Genomic DNA, 19820 nt, shown 5'->3' with positions numbered 1-19820 from the left:
AATGCTATGTCTACTTGGAACTACAACACACATTCAGACAGTGAAACACTCGCTTCTCTTATAAAAGATGCAGACGCTGTCGTCGTTGGCGTCGGTGCTGGGATGTCCGCTTCAGACGGCTTTACATACGTCGGTGACCGTTTTAAAAAGAACTTTCCAGATTTTATTGAAAAGTACGGATGGTTCGACATGTTACAAGCGAGTCTTTTTGACTTTCCGACGACTGAAGAGTATTGGGCGTTTCAAAGTCGCTTCGTCAAGCTAAATTATATCGATCAACCGGTCGGTAAATCGTATGTAGCACTTAAAGAAATGCTCGAACATACACCGTACTTTGTCATTACGACAAACGCAGATAACGCTTTTTATAAAGCAGACTATGATATGGATAAAGTATTCTACTATCAAGGTGAATATGCGTTAATGCAGTGTAGTCAGTTTTGCCATAACGAGACGTACCGAGATGACGAAATGATGTTAAAAATGGTCGAACAACAACAAGATATGAAAGTACCATACGACCTATTTCCGTTTTGTCCAAAATGTAACGCAAAGTTAGAAATTAACAAACGTAACGCCGAAAAAGGCATGGTTGAAAGTCCACACTTCTTCGAGCAAAAAGCGCGATACGAAGCGTTTCTTAACGAGCATAAATCCGGAAAAGTCATCTATTTAGAAATCGGTGTCGGCTATACGACGCCGCAGTTTATCAAACATCCGTTTTGGCGATTCACACGTCAAAATAAAGACGCTAAATTTGTTACGATGAACCAAAAATCATACCGAATTCCTGATGATATTAAAGAGCAGTCGATCGCTTTAACAGATGATATTCAAACGACGATTGTCAAAGCAAATCACATTTTAAAGGAGCAACAACATGTATCTAATTGAACCATTTCGTAACGGAAAATATGTAGACGACGGTGCATACGCACTCGCAATGCAAGTATATGTCAATGAAAATATATTTTTAGATGAAGGAATTATATTTCCGTATTATTGCCAACCTAAAATTGAAATCGGACGTTTCCAAAACGCTCGTGCAGAAGTGAACCAAGAATATTTAGACGAAAACGGCATTATCGTCGTACGCCGTGACACTGGAGGCGGAGCAGTACTCGTCGATGAAGGTGCAGTAAACGTTTGTTTCTTAATCCCTGAAGACAGTAGAATATACGGTGACTACAAGAAAATGTACGCTCCTGTCATTCAAGCCCTGAAAAATCTCGGAGTTAAAAATGTCGAGCAAAGCGGAAGAAACGATCTTTTAATCGACGGTAAAAAAGTATCTGGTGCAGCGATGACAAAATCAAACGGACGCGTATACGGTGGTTTCTCTCTACTACTCGACATTCACCCTGAACGTATGCTTGAGTCATTAAATCCGAATCAAAAGAAAATCGAATCAAAAGGTATTAAATCTGTAAGAAGTCGCGTAACGAGCATTCGCGAACATTTAAAACCAGAACTTCAAAATGTTACGACAGATGAATTTAAAGACCTCATCATTAAAGAACTTCTCAATATTCAATCTGTAGATGAAGCAAAACGCTACGAACTAACTGACGAAGACTGGCAGAAAATCGATGAACTCGTCGAAAAGAAATATAAAAACTGGGACTGGAACTATGGTAACTCTCCAAACTATAGTTATCAAAGAGATGGCCGTACGACTGCTGGAACGATCGATATCAGTTTAGAAATCGTCGAAGGTCGTATCGACAAATGCCAAATCTACGGTGACTTCTTCGGCCAAGGACAAATCGACGACGTAAGCGCGCACTTAATCGGCACAAAAGTGAAACGAGAAGATCTATTAGAACGATTAGCAGAAATCGATTTAAACTATTACTTCGGTAATTTATCAAAAGAAGAACTGACAGATTTAATTTTAAGCTAATAAAAAGACCGTAGTTAACGACTCATAAGAGTTCGAAACTACGGTCTTTTTATTTGGTGAGGGTGCGTCGTTATAGCTTTATTTTACGCAAAACGCATTTGTGTAAACGAGTGTCTGATTACGTTGACAATTACGAGAATTGTGTCAACGTACGGACTATCCCTTTTACGCAAATCCATTTTGCATTAAAAGATGAAAAACTATTTAACGCAAATTGCTTTTCTGTTAAAGCATGCTACTTATATTTAACGATTAGAGCATTTGCGTTAACATATACGGAACTGATTGGACGCAAATCCATTTTGCATTAAAAGATGAAAAACTATTTAACTCAAATTACTTTTACATTAAAGGACATCTCATTACGTTGACAATTAAAACAACTACACCAAAGAAATAAAAAAACGACCGTGATTATTCACGGTCGTCTGTCATGTCTTCTACACTCGGACGGTGTTTTTTATATGAAAATAGTAACAGTGTAAATAGAATGAATAGTACTAACAATAATGCAAATATTAGGACGTAACTGAGTGGATTTTCTTGCGTAATTACGCTCGTAATTGAAAATATAATTCCACCAGTAAATAATGCACCTACAAATGCATAAATTATGACTTGCCAATTTTTCATCATAATACTAATTCCCCTCATTGTTCGTACGTTCACTGTAACATGACTACTACTTCATTTAACAGTCATTTTTGACTAATTCGTTACATTTCTACTCTTTCCATAAATGACTGATTGATTGGAATCGCTCGACGACTTCATCTAACTCTTCATCTGCAATTGCGAGTGATACACGAATTCGGTTTTCACCAAGTGATCCGAACGGGAATCCTGGAATGACCATAATCGACTGTTCTTCTAATAGATATTCAAAGAACGACTCACTATTAAAGCCTTTTGGTACTTCGACCCATCCAAACATACCACCGTTAATATCATTTAACGGGATACCGACTTCACGAAGTCCTGACACGAATTTGTCACGGCGACGTTTAAATATTTCGTTTTGCTTTAATAAGAATTCATCGGATTCGTTTAACGCCGTTGCGGCAGCTTCTTGTTGAACACCCCACATTCCTGCATGTGCAAACGACTGATATAAATTCAGCGCGCCGACCATATCTTTGTTACCGACCGCAAATCCTACTCGGAATCCAGACATGTTAAACGCTTTTGATAATGAGAAAAATTCCATCGACGTTTCAAAGTTTTTGTCACTTTCAAGAATGCTCGGTGGCTTTCCTTCAAATCCGAATGCAGCATACGCGAAATCGTTGATCAGCATAATGTCCGTATCTTTAAATCTTTCGACTGTTTCATCGAAAAACTCTTTTGTCGCAACTGCACCGACTGGGTTTGATGGATAGTTTAAAATGATTAAACGTGCGTTGTCTAATTCTTTTTCATCTAAATTATCAAAGTCCGGTAAGAAATCATTTTCTTTTAGTAACGGTAAATCATATACTTCACCATTCGCTAGTTTTACTCCTGGTACATAGTCGATATATCCAGGATTTGGCACGTATACCCCTTCTCCTGGCTCGATAAAGAGACTTGGGAAGTTAATGATTGCATTTTTTGAACCGTATAATAGTGCGATGTTTTCATCTTCTAACTCGACATCGTAATGTCTTTTATAAAAGTCTTTAACAGCTTGCATTAAGTTTTCGCGAACGTTAACACCTGCGTATTTGTGGTTTTGAATGTCGTCTATCGTTTCCTTCACGTTTTCTAGTACGTGATCTGGCGTACGACCATCCGGTACACCGATTGACATATTGAGTAATGGTTTGTCGCCCAGTTTAATCTTTTCTAGACGCTTACGTAGAGACATAAAGAAGTCTCCTTCTAACTGCATTAAACGTTTGTTTGCCATTTGTTAATCATCCTCCGGTTTGTCAAAACCTTTGAACTCCTCGTCGATTACTTTGTTGAATCCTTCCGATTGTACGGCTTTTATTAAATCTTCACGAATCTTATCTGATGCAAGGTCATCGTTAACGACGATTCTATTTCTAAAGTATTCTGACATATTTTCTAATATAAGTGCATCTTCTAACTTCATGTTACTCGCTAAAGCAAAGTTCCCTGGTACGAGTGATAAACCAATTTGATCCACACTTCTCGGAAGTTGCCCCGCATCTTGATAAACAAACTTGAGGTTCATCTTATTACTTATAATATCATTTTCTGTGATATCAAACATATCATAACCCTCTTTTAGTTCGATTAACCCCGAATCTTCTAACACCATAAATGCACGACTCATATTTACTGGGTCTGGTGGTAACGCGACTTCACTACCCTGTTCTATATCGTCTAACGACTTATATTTACCAGAATATAATCCCATCGGTGCAGTTGGCACTTGTATTAAATCAATTAAATTCTCATCGTTTTTCTCATTATAGTTATTCATAAACGTAATATTTTGAAACAGGTTTGCATCTATATCGCCATTCGCGAGTGCTGTATTCGGTTGAATCCAGTCAGAGTATTCAACGACTTTCACCGTATACCCCATCTCTTCTAATTCAGGTCGTATCGCTTTTTCGACCATATCTGTAAATGGTCCACTCGTCGCACCGATCGTAATGACTTCACCTTGTTTGTCGCTCAATAAATAAGATGAAATACCGATGACGACTAAACATCCTGCTAAAAATGTAATAATTCCACGCATAGTTTTACCCCTCTCTCTGACTTAAAAAGTCACCAATCCATTGAACGAGTTGTACGATAACGATTAATAATACGACAGTGATTAACATGACGAACGTATCGTATCTGTAATATCCGTAGCGGATTGCGAGGTCACCTATACCTCCACCACCGACAACTCCAGCTGTCGCACTAAATGCAATGATTGAAATAATCGTTAACGTTATCGCTTGAGTTAAACTTCGTTTTGATTCTGGTATTAACACGTCAAAAATAATCTGTGATAACGGTGCGCCTCCAGCGATACACGCTTCAATGACACCTTTATCGATACTATGAAAACTCGACTCTGCGAGTCTTGCAAATAATGGAATCGCTGCGATACTTAACGCAACTGACGCAAATACTGGTCCGTGTGACGCATTTACTAACCACGTAGCAAACGGCATAATCGCAACGATTAAAATGATAAACGGAAAACTACGAATCACGTTTACAATAAACCCGAGTATGACGTTTAGCGACTTCACTTTAAATAACTGACGTTCGCTCGTTATGAAAAGTAAAATTCCAAGTGGTAAACCGATTAATACCGCAAAGAAAATTGAAATAGACACCATTAATACCGTCTCTAAAAATGAGCGGTACAGTAGCGGTAGTATAATATCTAACTTATCCATAAATCTCAGCCCTCTCTAATCCGATTCTGTCATCGATATGTTTAAAAAAACTTCCGATTTCCGCTTCGTCACCACTCACTTGTAACATAAGTAAACCGAGTGGATCGCCGTTAATATATTCGATGCGACCGTTTAAAATACTAATGTTTAAATCAAATAGTTTATACAGCTGATTTAAATGGTTTTCTTCTGCTGTATCTTTTGCGAATTTTAACGTAATGATTCGGTTTTCGTTTGTTGTCTTAATATGTGGTGGCACTTGGAAGTTATAAATTTCTTGAACGAAACCTTTCGTCACTTCATGTGTCGGATTACTAAATATGTTATAAACATCGTCTACTTCAATGATTTCTCCGTTAGACATGACTCCAACGCGATGTGCAATTTCTTTTATGACTTCCATTTCATGCGTAATTAAAACAATCGTGAGACCGAGTGTTTTATTAATCTCTTTTAATAACTTTAAAATTTCTTTTGTAATCTCAGGGTCTAACGCACTCGTCGCTTCGTCACATAGTAAAACTTCTGGATCATTTGCAAGTGCACGTGCAATACCGACACGCTGTTTTTGTCCCCCACTTAAATTTTTAGGTAACGCATCTCTTTTATCTGAAAGTCCGACGAGTGTTAACAACTCATCCACTCGTGCGTCCATTCTTTCTTTCGGATATTTCGCTGCTTTTAAAACAAACTTAATGTTCTCAGCAACTGTTTTACTGTTAATTAAATTAAAATGCTGAAACACCATTCCGATCTTTTGACGTTTAACACGTAGTTTATCTTTAGAAAGTTTTGTTAAATTATCGTCACCGACAATGACGTCACCCGTTGTCGGCACTTCAAGTAAGTTAATGAGGCGTAGTAGCGTACTTTTACCTGCGCCACTAAAGCCGATTAGTCCAAAAATCTCACCTGAGCGAATCGATAAATCCGTCGTTTTAACCGCTTCAACAGACTTACCTTTGACATCGTAAGTCTTACTAACGCCCTTCAATTCAATATGACTCATGGAAACTCCTCCTCAAAATAAAAAACCATTTACTAAAATAAGCAAATGGTTTGTAATGATATCTGTCAAGCATCTGCTCGTTGGAATTAGCACAGTACTTAAAAAGCCCGCTGCTGAACTGTCACTGGGCCAAATCCCTCGAGTTCTCTGGATATTTAATATTCAATTTAAAATAATCGTATACCACATAGAGCTATTTGACAACCCTTTTTCGAAATTGTTAGAAAACTCCTGAAAGGTAAATCAATCAACGGTAAAGATTAATTTATAAGTTTCTATAAGCTCTTTTAGTTCTCTCTTTGAAACTCTCTCGACTACTTTTGACTGTGTGAGACCTCTTGATTTTAGATCGAGTGCTCGGCTTTGATCTAATAGAGCTTTTCCTGTTATTTTCTTAGTGGTCTTTAATTCATGATATAAAGGATATTCACGTTTTGTATTTGAAATTGGAACTACTATAGATATCCCACTCATATCCCTAACTTTATCATGACTAATAACTAGAGCTGGACGATGAAATTTTTGCTCATGTCCTTTACTAGGATTAAAATTTACATACACTATGTCGCCCTGTGTTATATTATTTACCAGTTTAATTCAGCTCCTTTTGATTCTCCCCAATCTAGCTCCTCGGACCTGATTCCATCATCTTTCCAATCTTTAAATAAATCATGGATAGAATTAGGAGCCTCATTAACTGGAGTCATAACTATTGAATTATCAATTACCTCTACTTGAATACTCTGATCTACTTGGATATTCAGTGTATCAATCACTTCTTTAGGCAGTCGCGTAGCCTTTGAGTTTCCCCATTGCACTAATTTTGTTTTGGTTTTTATGTTGCTCATAAAAATCATCTCCTAAATTAAGTATATACATGTATATACTTTTTAGCAATTGATCTCTCTACTTCACCCATTTTGACATATAAATGAGGTCTGTGTAGCTGTCGTTGTTTAGTTTGACTTGATCTTTTAGTGTTGCTTCACTTTCGAATCCGAATCGTTCGTATAGTTTGATCGCGCCGTCGTTGTTACCAAATACTGTGAGGATTAGTTTTTCGATCTTATCGTTTTCTGTCGCGAAATCGACGACTTTTTGAATGAGTTTGCTTCCGATACCGTGTCCTGCGTATTCTTGTTGAACACTAATCCCAAATTGTCCAATATGACGGAATTTATGTCGATGATCGTGGAACATATTAATGATTCCAATCACTTTGTCACCATCAACTGCAACGAGTTTTAAGTCGTTTTCACCGATGTTTTTTATTTTGTTTATTTGATCTTCTAAGTCTGGTTCCTGATTTTCTATCGCTGTTGCGAGTGTGTCTGGATTTTCTTTTGTTACTTTAATTTTATGTTCAATGATTGACTCTGCGTCTTCAATTTTCGGTTTTCTTATTTCTAAATTCATCGTATCCCATCCTTTTTAATGCTACTTCTATAGTAACATTTATACTTTCTGCACTCACTTTGTCTGTTTATCAGTTAAATAGACAAGCTCTCGTTTATTTGTAACAATGAAGTTGATTACTGATTATTTAAGGAGGATTTTTAGATGAAACATCTTTCTAACGAACATTATTTTTATCACATGTCTAAAGATAACAAACCGAAGTTAACTGTAGATGTTGGTGATACTGTTAAAATTGACACACTCGACTGTTTTACGAATCAAATTCAAGATGAAGATTACGCATTTGACGCACTCGATTGGGATAAAATGAACCCGGCAACTGGGCCTATTTACGTTAATGGGATTCAAGCTGGGGACGTTTTAAAAGTTACGATTCAGGATATTGAAATAGGTAATAAAGGTGTCATGGTAACAGTACCTGATGCTGGTGTGATGGGTAAATATTTACACGAACCGACGATTAAAGTGCTCGACATTAAAGATGATACTGTCCTCTTTAACGACATTGAAATTCCAATTAACAAAATGGTTGGAGTGATCGGTGTCGCACCGAAAGATGAAGCAATCAACAACGGCACACCAGATACGCACGGTGGTAATATGGACTCTGTGAAAGTTACAACTGGCGCGACGCTTTACTTACCTGTCTATCACGACGGTGCGTTATTTGGCCTAGGAGATTTACACGGAGCAATGGGCGACGGGGAAATTTCAGTTTCAGGTCTTGAAGTTGAAGGATCAGTGACAGTGACTTTAGAAAAAGCTGAAAATGTTCAAACTGAACATCCAATTTTAGTAAACGATGAAGGCATTTATCAATTTGTGTCTCACGAAATTTTAGACGAGGCAGTGGACCGTTCGGTTCAAATCATGATTCAAAATATATTAGAACCAAGAACGACATTAACACTACCAGAACTAACGATGTTAATGAGTTTAGTCGGTCAAACAGAAATCAACCAAGTTGTAGACCCGTTAAAAACTGCACGTTTCTTCGTGCCGCAATATGTGTTAGACAAATTAAACATTGAATTAAAATAATAGGAGGCTTTCAATATGAAGGCAGTCGCAATCGATTTAGACGGTACCGCTCTAACGAATGACGGTAAATTTAGCAAAAGATTAGAACAAGCCATTCACAACATGCACGAAAAAGGTATACTCATTTTTATTGCAACCGGCCGTTCAATGAAATCATTATCGTCCAAGCTACCTAAGGATTTACCGGTCGATGGATACGTCGCAGCAAGTGGCGTTGTTGTTGTTGCTCAAGGTCAAGTGCTAAGAAGTTCGACGTTTAAAAAAGAAACGATTGAAGAAGTCATTTCTATCGCAAGAGAACAAAATGTCTATTACGAAGTCAATACGACAAACGACGGGCCGTTTACATTTTTACAAGATAAAGAATACGCGTTAGAAGATTTACTTCATCCACCTGAAGAAGATGTACTCGCGTACGAAACAATCGGTGCAAGCCGAAGTATTACAGACAGTAATCAGTGGGTAGATACGATCGATTTAACAGACGTTATTAAACTATATTTCTTTAGTAATTATAAAGATAAAATCAAGAAGTTTTATAATACACTCGATCAAAATTCAGACAACAACACAAAATATGCACTCTATCAAACAGCGGTGCATAACTCTGAAATTATGGTTCCTGGTGTAGATAAAGGTACAGGTCTCACGGTACTTGCTCAACACTTTAATATTAATTTATCCGACATTCACGTATTCGGAGATAGTATGAACGATATCCCAATGTTTAAAGTCGCAGGGAAATCTGTTGCAATGAAACATGCGATTGAAGAGTTAAAAGACCTTAGAGACCTTAGCGATGACAAAACAGAATTTACGAACGAAGAAGAAGGTCTCGCACAATATTTCGAAGCGCATTACTTATAATGCGCTTCTTTTTTGAATATAAAATACATGACCTTGCATCAGTTCGTCCGAATGTATTTCATGACCACCATCGGTGAGTTCAATTTGTACGTTTGCATTTCGTTCTTCAAATAATTGCTTTACTTTAAACGCATCACCAGCTGGCGTCTTAAAGTCTCTTGCTCCAGCTGTAATTAACACATTTAAATGACTTAAATCTATGTCTGCCATTTGTTCTGAATAGTAAGCTGGATGCATTAAAAATGCACCAAATATAGGTAACGGATAGTTTAATAATATGTGGCTGGCAATATTTGAGCCATTAGAATATCCGATAATAAATCCTTTATTTAAGTCTAAGTCATATAATTCAAATAATTTTTTAATTTCATCGTATAACTTTTGACCTTCATTTTTTAAACTGTCTTCATCATATTTTTTAGGATGAATACGTTTAAAGTAACGAAGTTGTTGACCTTCTAGTACGTCACCACGAAATGCTAGTATATTAGCTTCACTATTTACCGTTGCTGCGATATCGAGCAAATCTGTCTCGCGTCCACCGGTACCGTGAAGGAGAATTAATGTTTCTTCTGAATTGTTTTTCTCTTTAATAAATAAGTGTTTCATATTTTCACTCCCAATACTATTATGATAAGACAAAAAAGCTAAACACTCATAATAAATGACTTATAATTATTTTAAAGAATTCCAAAGGATGATGAATATGATTAATCAAATGCACCACGTATCTGCAATCACCAAAGACATTCAGTACAACAACCATTTCTTTACAAAAATTTTAGGACTACGTCGTGTGAAAAAAACAGTCAATCAAGATGATACATCTATGTACCATTTATTTTATGCAGACAAAATAGGATCTATCGGTACGGACATGACTTTTTTCGAGATTAAAAATTCTCAACCAGTTCGCTATGGGACAAATGCAATCACGATGACTATTTTTAGAGTCCAATCAATCGAAGCGTTACAGTTTTTTGAAGACCGCTTCAATTCTTTTAACATCCGTCATGAAGGGATTTCTAAATATAGTGGTAAAGATGCACTTAAATTTTACGACGTTGAAAACCAGCGTATGATGTTAATCGTGGATCCTGTTGAAGAAGACACGGCACCTTTTGGTAACAACGGCGAAATCGATGAAAAATATCGTATTACGAGTATTCACGGTGTGGAAGTTACAGTGCAGTACCAAGAAGCATTTACTGAAGCGCTAAAACTACTCGGTGGAATAGTTGATGAAGACTTTAAAAATCAAGATGATACTGTCATTAAAATCGGTGATGACCGCATTTACGTTAAAGAAAACCGCTCACCGATGATGGAGCAACAAGGTTACGGGAGTGTGCATCATTTTGCAGTAAATGTCGATAGTATCGATGAGTTAAAAGAGTTAGAACATCTTTTAAACGATGAACATTACGTTAATTCCGGTATTGTCGACCGTTACTACTTCACGTCACTCTATATTAACGTACCAGGAAATATCGTCGTTGAACTCGCAGTTCACACGAACGGATTTACTGTCGACGAACCAATTGAAACACTTGGGGAGAAGTTATCCCTACCACCATTCTTAGAAGAAAATAGAGACTTTATCGAATTATATTTAAAAGATATTGAAGTCTAAAAAAGACTAGCCTCGGCTAGTCTTTTACTCTATTTCTTCTGGCACTTCGATTCCATCGATTTCATTAAACGAATCGAATGTGCTTTCACCTTTAAGGTTTACAGTACCTTCTTCATCTTCAATCGCAATATTAAAAATCATTGAACGAATGAAATACTCTTCGTCGACAACAAACTCTAATTCGATATCGTGATTCGATACATCGACTTCTCCTAAGTTCATGTGTAACAGTTTTTCTATCGCATGATATATATTTTGATTTTGACCTTTAAATTTATATACATAATTTCCGTCGACTTCTTCTTTTTCTAGTTCGTCTTTAACGGTCATTAACGTATTCACTAGCTTTTGATACGTCACTCTAAATAACGAACCTTCGTCGATAGAATCTGTAATTTCTACCCACTCTTCATCGTTATTAAAGTACGTACGACCATCTTTAGAGATCGTTCTTAAAACGTCAGAAGACTTTAACGCAATTTCCGGTGGGTTCCCATCCACATAATCGACCTCGAGGTTCATTGTCTCTTCGACTTCTTCATCTAATTCCGCATCCACAGCTAACGATGTATGATACGAATCAACCTCGTTTGATTTGTCGACGACTTTTTGTAAAGTCTCGTCATTTATTTTAACTTCTTCAGTTACCTCTTCGTTCTCAGCAGTTGTTGTCGTTTCTTCTTCGACAACTTCTTTTTCTTCCTTTTCGTCATTCGAACATGCGCTGAGTACTAATAGTGAACTTAAACCTAAACCGATAAAACGTGCTAATCTCATTTTGTAATTCCTCCGATACACTCTCTATTTCGATGATACCATGACATTTAAAGATAAACTAATAATAAGTATATCTAAAGGGTTAGTGAATCTATTAATAAGTCCATATGCCTTTCAAGTTGACTGAAAGGGATACTACCAAAGCCAATCACAAACGATACATCTGTATGATTTTTATCGTATGTTTTCATCGGCTCAATTTTTAAATCGCGTGTCTTCGCACGTTTTAAGCAATCATCTAACGTTCGGCCGTTCGTTACTGTTAACACAAAATGCATGCCCGCTTGTTCACCACTTACAGTTAACTCAGTCTCATATGGTTTTAGACGCTTCATAATGTACGTAATTTTCTTTTCATAAATATTACGCATTTTATTTAAATGACGGTCGAAATGGCCACTCCGTAAAAAGAGCGCAACGATTTGCTGCGTATGAATCGGCACTGTATTCGACTCTTTATATTTTAACCGATGAAAATCTTCGACTAAATGTTTAGGTAGTACCATATACGCCATACGAAGCATCGGAAATAATGCTTTAGAAAACGTACTGATATAAATAACGCGTGACTCCGTATCTAAACTTTGAAGTGCAGGTAATGGCTTTTTAAAATAACGAAATTCTGAATCATAATCATCCTCGATAATATATCGATTTTCTTTTTCATATGCCCATTTTAATAGTTGCGTGCGCTTTTCAATCGTCATCACTGAACCGGTCGGAAAGTGATGACTTGGCGTGATGAAAATCACATCTCTATGACTATTTTTAACGTCATCGATGTTAATACCGTCTGATTCTAATGGTAGTGTCATGTAGTCAATTCTATGCTTTTCTAATACCATTTTTGCTGGTGGATAACTCGGTGATTCGATCATAAACGTATGGTTGTTTAATAACCTTACGACGTATTCCATCAACTGATTTGTCGACGACCCGATAATAATTTGATCGTGAGATGCCGATACACCGCGACTATTAAACAGGTATTTCGCAATTTGTTGACGCAACTCATATAACCCTTCGTTATAATCTTCATTTAACAAATATTCATATGGCGCGTCAAACACTTGTCGGGACAATTTACGAAACGTATCAAACGGAAAGTGCTCTAAGTCTACTTGAGCCGTTTCAAACGAATATGTATAGTCTTGTTCTATCGTTTTTTCATCTGATTCTATTTGTGTTTTTCTGACGACTGGCAGTACTTCTAGCTTACTGACATAATATCCGCTTCTCGGTTTTGAGTATATAAACCCTTCGTCTAACAGTAATTCATACGCACGTTCGATTGTCGTTTGCGACACGTTTAAATGCTTTTCTAACTGGCGCTTTGACGGTAGTTTATCGTCCGTTTCATAATCACCAGATATAATTTGTGACTTTAGTGACTCGTACAATTCTAAATATAATGTCATAACTGACCCCTAAATTAATTATAGATTTGAGTATTTATAAGTATCAGATTATCAATTACACTGAAATTAATCAATAAAGAAAAGGTGGATGACAGTGAGTAAATCATATGTACATTTAGAATCAGAATTAAGTCAAAAGATGAAAGGTGGCGTCATCATGGACGTCATTAACGCTGAACAAGCAAAGATCGCTGAAAAAGCTGGTGCGGTTGCTGTTATGGCGTTAGAAGCTGTACCAAGCGACATTCGTAAAATGGGTGGCGTTGCACGTATGGCAAACCCTTCAATTATCGAAGAAGTGCAAAACGCAGTATCTATCCCGGTTATGGCGAAAGGTCGTATCGGACATATCTCTGAAGCACGTACGTTAGAAGCGTTAAACGTCGACTATATCGATGAGTCTGAAGTATTAACTCCTGCAGATGAAGAATACCACTTAGACAAATGGACATACGACACGCCATTCGTTTGTGGATGTAGAAACTTAGGCGAAGCTGCACGTCGCCTTGGTGAAGGTGCTACGATGCTACGTACGAAAGGTGAACCAGGAACTGGTAACATCGTTGAAGCAGTGAGACATATGAGACAAGTGAACAAAGAAGTCGAGCACATTTTAAACTTAGACGAAGCGGAATTAATGACAGCTAGTAAAGAACTTGGTGCACCGATCGACGTATTACGTGCAATTCGTGAATACGGACGTTTACCTGTATTAAACTTCGCAGCAGGTGGTGTTGCAACACCTCAAGACGCAGCACTTATGATGGAACTTGGTGCGGACGGTGTATTCGTCGGTTCAGGTATCTTTAAATCTGAAGACCCTGAAAAATTTGCATCAGCAATCGTACAAGCAACTGAAAACTATAAAGACTACAAACTCATCGGTGAACTTGCGAAAGACTTAGGTGCAGCTATGAAAGGTATCGATATTAGAACACTCGATGCAGCTGAACTTATGGCAGATAGAAGTGAATAATTAAAATTTAAAAGCACTCCGTAAGGAGTGCTTTATTTATTATACTGGTCTAACGATGATTTCGTTGACGTTCACATAATCTGGTTGAGTGAGTGCATAAATGACTGCGTTCGCAATATCTCTTGCTTCTAATTTTTTACGGTCAGACTTTACATTTTCAGCAAGTCTTGTGTCGACCATACCTGGAGAAATGCTCGTCACTCTCACTCCAGTATGCGCGAGTTCTTTTTCTAACCCTTGCCCAATTGTGAGTGCTGCGATTTTCGTCGCGGAGTATACAGTACTTTGTTTTGTCACTTCGTGTGCAGATACACTCGTCGTATTAATAATATGTCCGCTTCCTCTTTTTTTCATATCAGATACGACGTGGTGAACACCGTATAGAACACCTTTAATATTCGTGTCTATCATATTATCCCATGACTTTACGTCACCATCAGTTACTCGGCTACTTTTCATAAGGCCTGCGTTGTTTACATAAATATCGATTTCACCGAATTTTTCTTTCGTTTTATCGACTAATTGTTTTACTTCATCAAATTTTGAAACGTCTGTTTTTAGAGCGAGTACGTGGTCGCTATTTAATTCTTTTAACGCAGATTGTAGTTTATCTTCACTTCGGCCGGTAATCGTGACGTTCGCACCTTCTTCAACGAGTCGCTTCGCGATTGCAAGGCCAATACCTCCGTTACCACCTGTTACTATTGCTGTTTTACCTGTTAAATCCATGAAATTCTCCTTTACACTTTCATAATCGCTTCGTAAATTACTTGTGCTCCTACTGGCATCATATCATGTTCAAACTTCATATATGGGTGGTGAAGCCCTGGCGTTAAATTACACCCTAGACCGATCATCGCACCTTTTAAGTGTGGATTCCCTACCGTGTAAAAATGGAAGTCATCTCCTCCACTCGTAATAATCGGATCGATTAAATACTCTTCTCCTACAGTGCTTATAATTGCTTCTCTTAATACGTCAATCGCGTCTTCATGGCTTTCGCTTGCGACCATTTTTTGAGATTCTTCAATGTCGACTTCAACGTCATATAACGCTTCTATCGTTTTTAATACGTTCATCACTTTATCGATTATTTTATCCATTACTTTATTTGTCTGCGCGCGTAAATCAATACCCATCGACACACTACCTGGGATAATATTTAACGACTGACCACCTGCATGGAATTTTGTCACTTTAATCGAGTGTGGAATCATTGGGTTAACATGGATGTTTTCTAGCATCGCTACGATTGTTGAACCAATTTCAATCGCGTTCGTGTTTAAATGTGGTCGTGCACCGTGAGCGTCCTCACCAATAATTTTAAATGCAATAGAACCTGTTGCACCGTGCTCAATACTCGGTGAAATATAGCCAGATTTTGCTTCTTCAATCGGACGTAAGTGAATTCCAAACATGTAATCTAAATCGTTAATAATACCTGTTTTATTTATCTTTTGTGCGCCGAGTCCAATTTCTTCTGCCGGTTGGAATACAAAACGGACGCCTTTATTTTCAGGCATGTTGTCTTTTAGCATTAACATCGCGCCGATCACCATTGCAGTATGTGCATCGTGTCCGCACGAATGATTCGCCTGCTCGACACCATTTACTTCTTGCCATAACGCATCGATATCTGCACGAACACCGATTTTTACGCTACTCTCACTAAAATCCCCAATGTCGCAATATAGCCCCGGAAAATCTTCAAATTTAACCGGTGAAAATCCTCTTTTTTGTAAATAATTAAAAATATACTGTGTTGTTTGAACTTCTTGTAAACTTAGTTCAGGATGCGCATGAATGTGTTTAAAAATTTTATTAATTTCAGTTTGAATTATTTCAGGTTCAGTCATTTTTATCCTCTTTTCAATAGTGTATTTGATATAATGATAACGTATACACTATAACTTTAACAAAGGTTTTGTCGTCGTTAGACGATAAATTAAAGGAGATGCGTTATGAATATCGAAACAATTAAACTTCACAAGTTAAAAATGGAAATGAAAACTCCATTTACCACAAGTTTTGGAACGCAAATTGACCGCTTCGTGACAATCGTTGAAGTCATCGACGAAAATGGTTTAAGCGGTTTTGGAGAATGTGTGGCTGGAGAGGACCCATTATATTCTGAAGAATTTATGGATAGTGCAGTCGTTGCAATTAAGAAATACTTTGGTCCACTACTCATCCAAAGCGAATTGAGTCATCCTAAAGAAGTCACTGAGATTTTTAAGCCATTTAAACGTAATAACATGGCAAAATCTGGTGTTGAAACTGCAGTATGGGATTTATACGCAAAACAAATCGGTGAACCGTTATATAAAGTGCTTGGCGGCGAGAAAACAAAAGTCGAAGTTGGTATTTCTCTAGGGTTAGAAGAAACAGATGAAGCAATTCTTCCGAAAATCGAGGAGAAAGTTAACGAAGGATATAAACGAATTAAAGTAAAAATTAAACCTGGTCGAGATGTTGAATACGTACGTCTCATCCGTAAACATTATCCAGACATTCCACTTATGGTCGACGCGAACTCTGCATATACGTTAGATGACGTCGAAACGTTAAAAGCGCTCGATGAATTTAACTTAATGATGATTGAACAACCACTCGGTAGTTCAGATATCGTCGATCACGCAAAACTTCAAAAAGAAATCGAGACACCTGTCTGTTTAGATGAATCAATCGATAGCTATGAAAACGCAAAAGCTGCGATTGAGCTTGGTAGCTGTAAAATTATTAACGTTAAAGTCGGACGCGTCGGTGGACTAGCAGAATCAATTAAAATCCACGATCTCGCGAAAGCAAACAATATCCCCCTATGGTGTGGTGGAATGTTAGAAGCGGGTGTTGGTCGTTTAACAAATATCGCGATTACAACATTATCTAACTTCACACTTCCTGGTGACACAGCATCTTCAAGCCGATACTGGGATATGGATATTATCTCGCCAGAAGTCGTTGCAGAAAATGGGGTCGTCACAGTAAGTGACAAACCAGGCATCGGTGCAGATGTTGATTTTGAAAAACTCAATCAGTATTTAATCGAAACAGATGTGATTACGAAAGAAGATAAACTCGATATGGTATTTTTCGACTAAAAAATAGGCATCACTGAATAGAGTTCAGTGATGCCCATTATTTTGCTTTTAACGTTACTGATACAATTTCTGGTCGATTAAACACGCGCCACGGGAAGCGACTATTCCCAAGGCCACGGCTAATGATGAGTGCTGAATTATTTTTTGTATGAATACCTTCAGTGAATTTAGGTAGTACACCCTGGTCTGGGGCATATAACCCTTTTACAATTGGAAGCCTTATTTGACCGCCGTGCGCGTGGCCACTAAATATTAGATCCACCGGGTATTTCGAATATCTCGGGAACTGTTCTGGTCGATGCGCGAGTAAGATTGTAAAATAGTCCCCAACATGATTTAAACGATCATCTAACATCTCATCGTATTTGTTATAAATATTTGGGTTGGTTTCTTCATCTCCAAAAATTCTTAAATCGTGAATTCCTGTAATTTCTATCGTGTCATCGCCGCGCAAGATGAAAAAATTATTCGTCGATGCGTTATTGACACCTGTATTTAAAATTTTTTTGTAAATGCCTTCGAAGTCTTTATAAAATGCCTCATGATTTCCTGTTACATAATAACACGGCGCAATCTCCATAAGGCTTGCGAGCATTTGAATCCCACGTTTTTCGTTCGTAGTACGTCTGTCGATTAAATCGCCTGTGACTAAAATGATATCCGGGTTCGTTTCTTTAACTGCTTGAAGTAAATGTTTTCCATTTCGTCCAAAATACGTGTTGTGATAATCTGACACTTGTGTGATTTTAAATCCATCAAATGACGCCGGAATTTTTGATGATTGATGCGTCACTTTACGTGTGAAGATATTTTTATTTTGCACCCATAGAAATCTTCCAAGCGCGATGAAAAACCCTGTTAGAACAGCGAATATGTTAGCTCGTGATTTCATCATCTTCAACCTCGAGTTTAGTAATACGTACGAGACGAATCGTGTTTTCTTCCATAACTAAAATTTCATAGCGGTTTTCATCGTCTTCTATCGTATCAAAGCGCTCCGGAATATCTTCGAATAGATAATATAAGTAACCGGATAACGTGTTTTCTTCTTCTGGAATATTTGACTGGAAAATTCCGTTTAGCCTGTGTAGCGTGATTTTACCATCACAAACGATAACGTCATCACGTAAATAACGAACGATCGCACTCTCTGTCGTATCCAGTTCGTCTTTAATCTCAATACCGAGAAGTGTTTCGATAATATCTTCGTGTGTTAGTAATCCTTCTGTACCACCATATTCATCCATTACGATAACCATATGGCGACGGTGTTTCGTCATAAGAAGGAGTACTTCTTCAATATTATTAAACTCTCTAACTCGTAACGGATCTGTATCACAAAAATCGACAAATGGTCGGCTTGGATCGAGTGACCACTTGAGTAAATACTTCGTATGGAAAATCCCGATAATATCGTCCGTATCTTCACCATAAACTGGGTATCTCGTGTACATTCCTTCGATGACGATATCTCTAACTTCTTCAAATGTCGAATCGATTTGAATCGCATGCATTTCTGTACGCGGCGTTTGAAGGACGTCTTTAACATTTAACGTATCAAAGTCGAGTACACCACGAAGACGTAATGACTCTTTTCTATCAAGCGCCCCTTCACCACCTGCGATATCAACAATCGACATAATCTCATCTTTAGTGACAGTCCAAGATTCCTTTTCACCTTTAGATAATTTATTTGTAATGAGATCAGTAATCTTATTCAGCACGATTGTAATTGGCTTAAAAATTAAAATAAATAAATTAATAATCGGCATAACCATTTTACCGACTTGTTCAGGGAACGCTGCTACGATCGACTTCGGTAAAATTTCAGCAAATAAAATAATACTCACAGTTAAAATAATCGTCAGTACCGTTAAGTTATAGCCATACTCGATTGCGATCGTCGTAAGAAGTACCGGCATCACGAGGTTCGCGATATTATTTCCAATTAAAATCGTCGTAATAAACTCACTTGGTTTAGATACTAATTTATGTAATTTCTTTGATTGGAGGTCACCAGCGTTCGCTTCACTTTGTAACCTCAACTGGTTCGCTGCAGTAAGCGCCGTTTCACTTCCAGAGAAAAACAGCGACACAAAAAACAATATAAATATGGCGATAAGCATTATCGTCGACTCCGTTCATCAGTAATACTATTATTTTACAAAACATAGCGTAGAAAATAAAATAATTGAGGTGAAAGAGGATTAGTAGGTTGAAAAGCAAGTGGAAACCGGTGTGGATGGGTGCTTTTTATCTGTAAAGGGCAATAAGTGCATTTGTTCGGATTTTATTTAACATAAATATCGCGATTTTGTTAGTT

At 37.5% G+C, this 19820-nt stretch carries 22 protein-coding genes and 1 riboswitch; of the genes, 7 read left to right on the top strand and 15 right to left on the bottom strand.

Features of this window, described 5'->3' with window-relative positions; all coding sequences use genetic code 11:
* Positions 1-6 precede the first annotated feature (6 nt).
* Positions 7-894: an SIR2 family NAD-dependent protein deacylase gene (locus HMPREF2767_RS01570; protein ID WP_070622368.1), complete on the top strand. Its 888-nt coding sequence runs from the start codon at positions 7-9 to the stop codon at positions 892-894.
* Positions 881-1903 (top strand): lipoate--protein ligase, encoded by a 1023-nt coding sequence (locus HMPREF2767_RS01565; RefSeq protein ID WP_070622366.1) that lies wholly within the window; start codon positions 881-883, stop codon positions 1901-1903. Before HMPREF2767_RS01570 ends, HMPREF2767_RS01565 begins: the two co-directional genes overlap by 14 nt.
* A 414-nt stretch (positions 1904-2317) precedes the next feature.
* Here the strand turns inward: HMPREF2767_RS01565 and HMPREF2767_RS01560 are convergent, their stop codons facing one another.
* The 8 genes from HMPREF2767_RS01560 to HMPREF2767_RS01525 form a co-directional block, all read right to left on the bottom strand.
* Entirely contained in the window at positions 2318-2539 is a 222-nt protein-coding gene (locus HMPREF2767_RS01560) for a hypothetical protein (protein WP_068130203.1), read from the bottom strand.
* Positions 2540-2627: 88 nt separating this feature from the next.
* A complete protein-coding gene (locus tag HMPREF2767_RS01555) occupies positions 2628-3791 on the bottom strand; it encodes an aminotransferase class I/II-fold pyridoxal phosphate-dependent enzyme (protein WP_068130200.1) in 1164 nt (387 codons plus the stop codon).
* Positions 3792-3794: 3 nt separating this feature from the next.
* Entirely contained in the window at positions 3795-4598 is an 804-nt protein-coding gene (locus tag HMPREF2767_RS01550; protein WP_070622363.1) for a MetQ/NlpA family ABC transporter substrate-binding protein, read from the bottom strand.
* A 4-nt stretch (positions 4599-4602) separates the two neighbouring features.
* Entirely contained in the window at positions 4603-5256 is a 654-nt protein-coding gene (locus tag HMPREF2767_RS01545) for a methionine ABC transporter permease (RefSeq protein ID WP_040928560.1), read from the bottom strand.
* The gene (locus HMPREF2767_RS01540) at positions 5249-6265 is read right to left on the bottom strand and encodes a methionine ABC transporter ATP-binding protein (RefSeq protein ID WP_070622361.1); all 1017 of its coding nucleotides are present in this window, start codon (positions 6263-6265) and stop codon (positions 5249-5251) included. The genes HMPREF2767_RS01545 and HMPREF2767_RS01540 overlap by 8 nt, the downstream gene beginning before the upstream one ends.
* 55 nt (positions 6266-6320) lie before the next feature.
* Positions 6321-6423: riboswitch (SAM riboswitch) on the bottom strand.
* An 85-nt stretch (positions 6424-6508) separates the two neighbouring features.
* Positions 6509-6826, bottom strand: coding sequence for a type II toxin-antitoxin system PemK/MazF family toxin (locus tag HMPREF2767_RS01535; protein ID WP_246828751.1), 318 nt, complete (start codon positions 6824-6826; stop codon positions 6509-6511).
* 23 nt (positions 6827-6849) lie between these two features.
* Positions 6850-7113, bottom strand: coding sequence for an AbrB/MazE/SpoVT family DNA-binding domain-containing protein (locus HMPREF2767_RS01530; protein WP_070622359.1), 264 nt, complete (start codon positions 7111-7113; stop codon positions 6850-6852).
* 58 nt (positions 7114-7171) lie between these two features.
* Positions 7172-7681 carry a GNAT family N-acetyltransferase gene (locus tag HMPREF2767_RS01525; RefSeq protein WP_070622357.1) on the bottom strand — a complete coding sequence of 170 codons (510 nt, stop codon included), beginning with the start codon at positions 7679-7681 and terminating at the stop codon, positions 7172-7174.
* A gap of 144 nt (positions 7682-7825) precedes the next feature.
* Here HMPREF2767_RS01525 and HMPREF2767_RS01520 point away from each other — a divergent pair, with 144 nt between their 5' ends.
* Both HMPREF2767_RS01520 and HMPREF2767_RS01515 read left to right on the top strand, forming a co-directional pair.
* Positions 7826-8725, top strand: coding sequence for an acetamidase/formamidase family protein (locus HMPREF2767_RS01520; protein WP_070622355.1), 900 nt, complete (start codon positions 7826-7828; stop codon positions 8723-8725).
* Between the two features lie 15 nt (positions 8726-8740).
* Positions 8741-9592, top strand: a complete 852-nt coding sequence (locus HMPREF2767_RS01515) for a Cof-type HAD-IIB family hydrolase (protein ID WP_070622353.1) — start codon at positions 8741-8743, stop codon at positions 9590-9592.
* On the opposite strand, the gene HMPREF2767_RS01510 is transcribed toward HMPREF2767_RS01515, so the two are convergent.
* Positions 9587-10201 carry an alpha/beta hydrolase gene (locus HMPREF2767_RS01510; protein ID WP_070622351.1) on the bottom strand — a complete coding sequence of 205 codons (615 nt, stop codon included), beginning with the start codon at positions 10199-10201 and terminating at the stop codon, positions 9587-9589. The genes HMPREF2767_RS01515 and HMPREF2767_RS01510 overlap by 6 nt on opposite strands.
* Positions 10202-10298: 97 nt before the next feature.
* On the opposite strand from HMPREF2767_RS01510, the gene HMPREF2767_RS01505 reads away from it, so the two are divergent.
* Entirely contained in the window at positions 10299-11225 is a 927-nt protein-coding gene (locus HMPREF2767_RS01505) for a VOC family protein (protein WP_083302011.1), read from the top strand.
* A gap of 24 nt (positions 11226-11249) precedes the next feature.
* Here the strand turns inward: HMPREF2767_RS01505 and HMPREF2767_RS01500 are convergent, their stop codons facing one another.
* Complete coding sequence (locus HMPREF2767_RS01500; RefSeq protein WP_070622349.1) at positions 11250-12002, bottom strand: DUF6612 family protein; 753 nt, start codon at positions 12000-12002, stop codon at positions 11250-11252.
* A gap of 74 nt (positions 12003-12076) precedes the next feature.
* Positions 12077-13420, bottom strand: a complete 1344-nt coding sequence (locus tag HMPREF2767_RS01495) for a MocR-like pyridoxine biosynthesis transcription factor PdxR (protein ID WP_070622347.1) — start codon at positions 13418-13420, stop codon at positions 12077-12079.
* A 94-nt stretch (positions 13421-13514) separates the two neighbouring features.
* Here HMPREF2767_RS01495 and pdxS point away from each other — a divergent pair, with 94 nt between their 5' ends.
* Positions 13515-14396 carry a pyridoxal 5'-phosphate synthase lyase subunit PdxS gene (gene pdxS, locus HMPREF2767_RS01490; RefSeq protein ID WP_371327383.1) on the top strand — a complete coding sequence of 294 codons (882 nt, stop codon included), beginning with the start codon at positions 13515-13517 and terminating at the stop codon, positions 14394-14396.
* Between the two features lie 39 nt (positions 14397-14435).
* Here the strand turns inward: pdxS and HMPREF2767_RS01485 are convergent, their stop codons facing one another.
* Complete coding sequence (locus HMPREF2767_RS01485) at positions 14436-15125, bottom strand: SDR family oxidoreductase (protein WP_070622345.1); 690 nt, start codon at positions 15123-15125, stop codon at positions 14436-14438.
* A gap of 11 nt (positions 15126-15136) precedes the next feature.
* The gene (locus HMPREF2767_RS01480) at positions 15137-16252 is read right to left on the bottom strand and encodes an amidohydrolase (protein WP_070622343.1); all 1116 of its coding nucleotides are present in this window, start codon (positions 16250-16252) and stop codon (positions 15137-15139) included.
* Positions 16253-16357: 105 nt separating this feature from the next.
* Here HMPREF2767_RS01480 and menC point away from each other — a divergent pair, with 105 nt between their 5' ends.
* Entirely contained in the window at positions 16358-17497 is a 1140-nt protein-coding gene (gene menC, locus HMPREF2767_RS01475; protein WP_040928570.1) for an o-succinylbenzoate synthase, read from the top strand.
* Positions 17498-17534: 37 nt separating this feature from the next.
* Here the strand turns inward: menC and HMPREF2767_RS01470 are convergent, their stop codons facing one another.
* Both HMPREF2767_RS01470 and HMPREF2767_RS01465 read right to left on the bottom strand, forming a co-directional pair.
* Positions 17535-18392, bottom strand: coding sequence for a metallophosphoesterase (locus HMPREF2767_RS01470; RefSeq protein WP_246828749.1), 858 nt, complete (start codon positions 18390-18392; stop codon positions 17535-17537).
* Positions 18373-19623, bottom strand: coding sequence for a hemolysin family protein (locus tag HMPREF2767_RS01465; protein ID WP_070622339.1), 1251 nt, complete (start codon positions 19621-19623; stop codon positions 18373-18375). Before HMPREF2767_RS01465 ends, HMPREF2767_RS01470 begins: the two co-directional genes overlap by 20 nt.
* Positions 19624-19820: the final 197 nt, after the last annotated feature.

It is taken from the genome of Nosocomiicoccus sp. HMSC067E10, assembly GCF_001810835.1.
Lineage (GTDB): Bacteria > Bacillota > Bacilli > Staphylococcales > Salinicoccaceae > Nosocomiicoccus > Nosocomiicoccus ampullae_A.
This window is presented reverse-complemented; position numbering and strand designations above follow the sequence as displayed.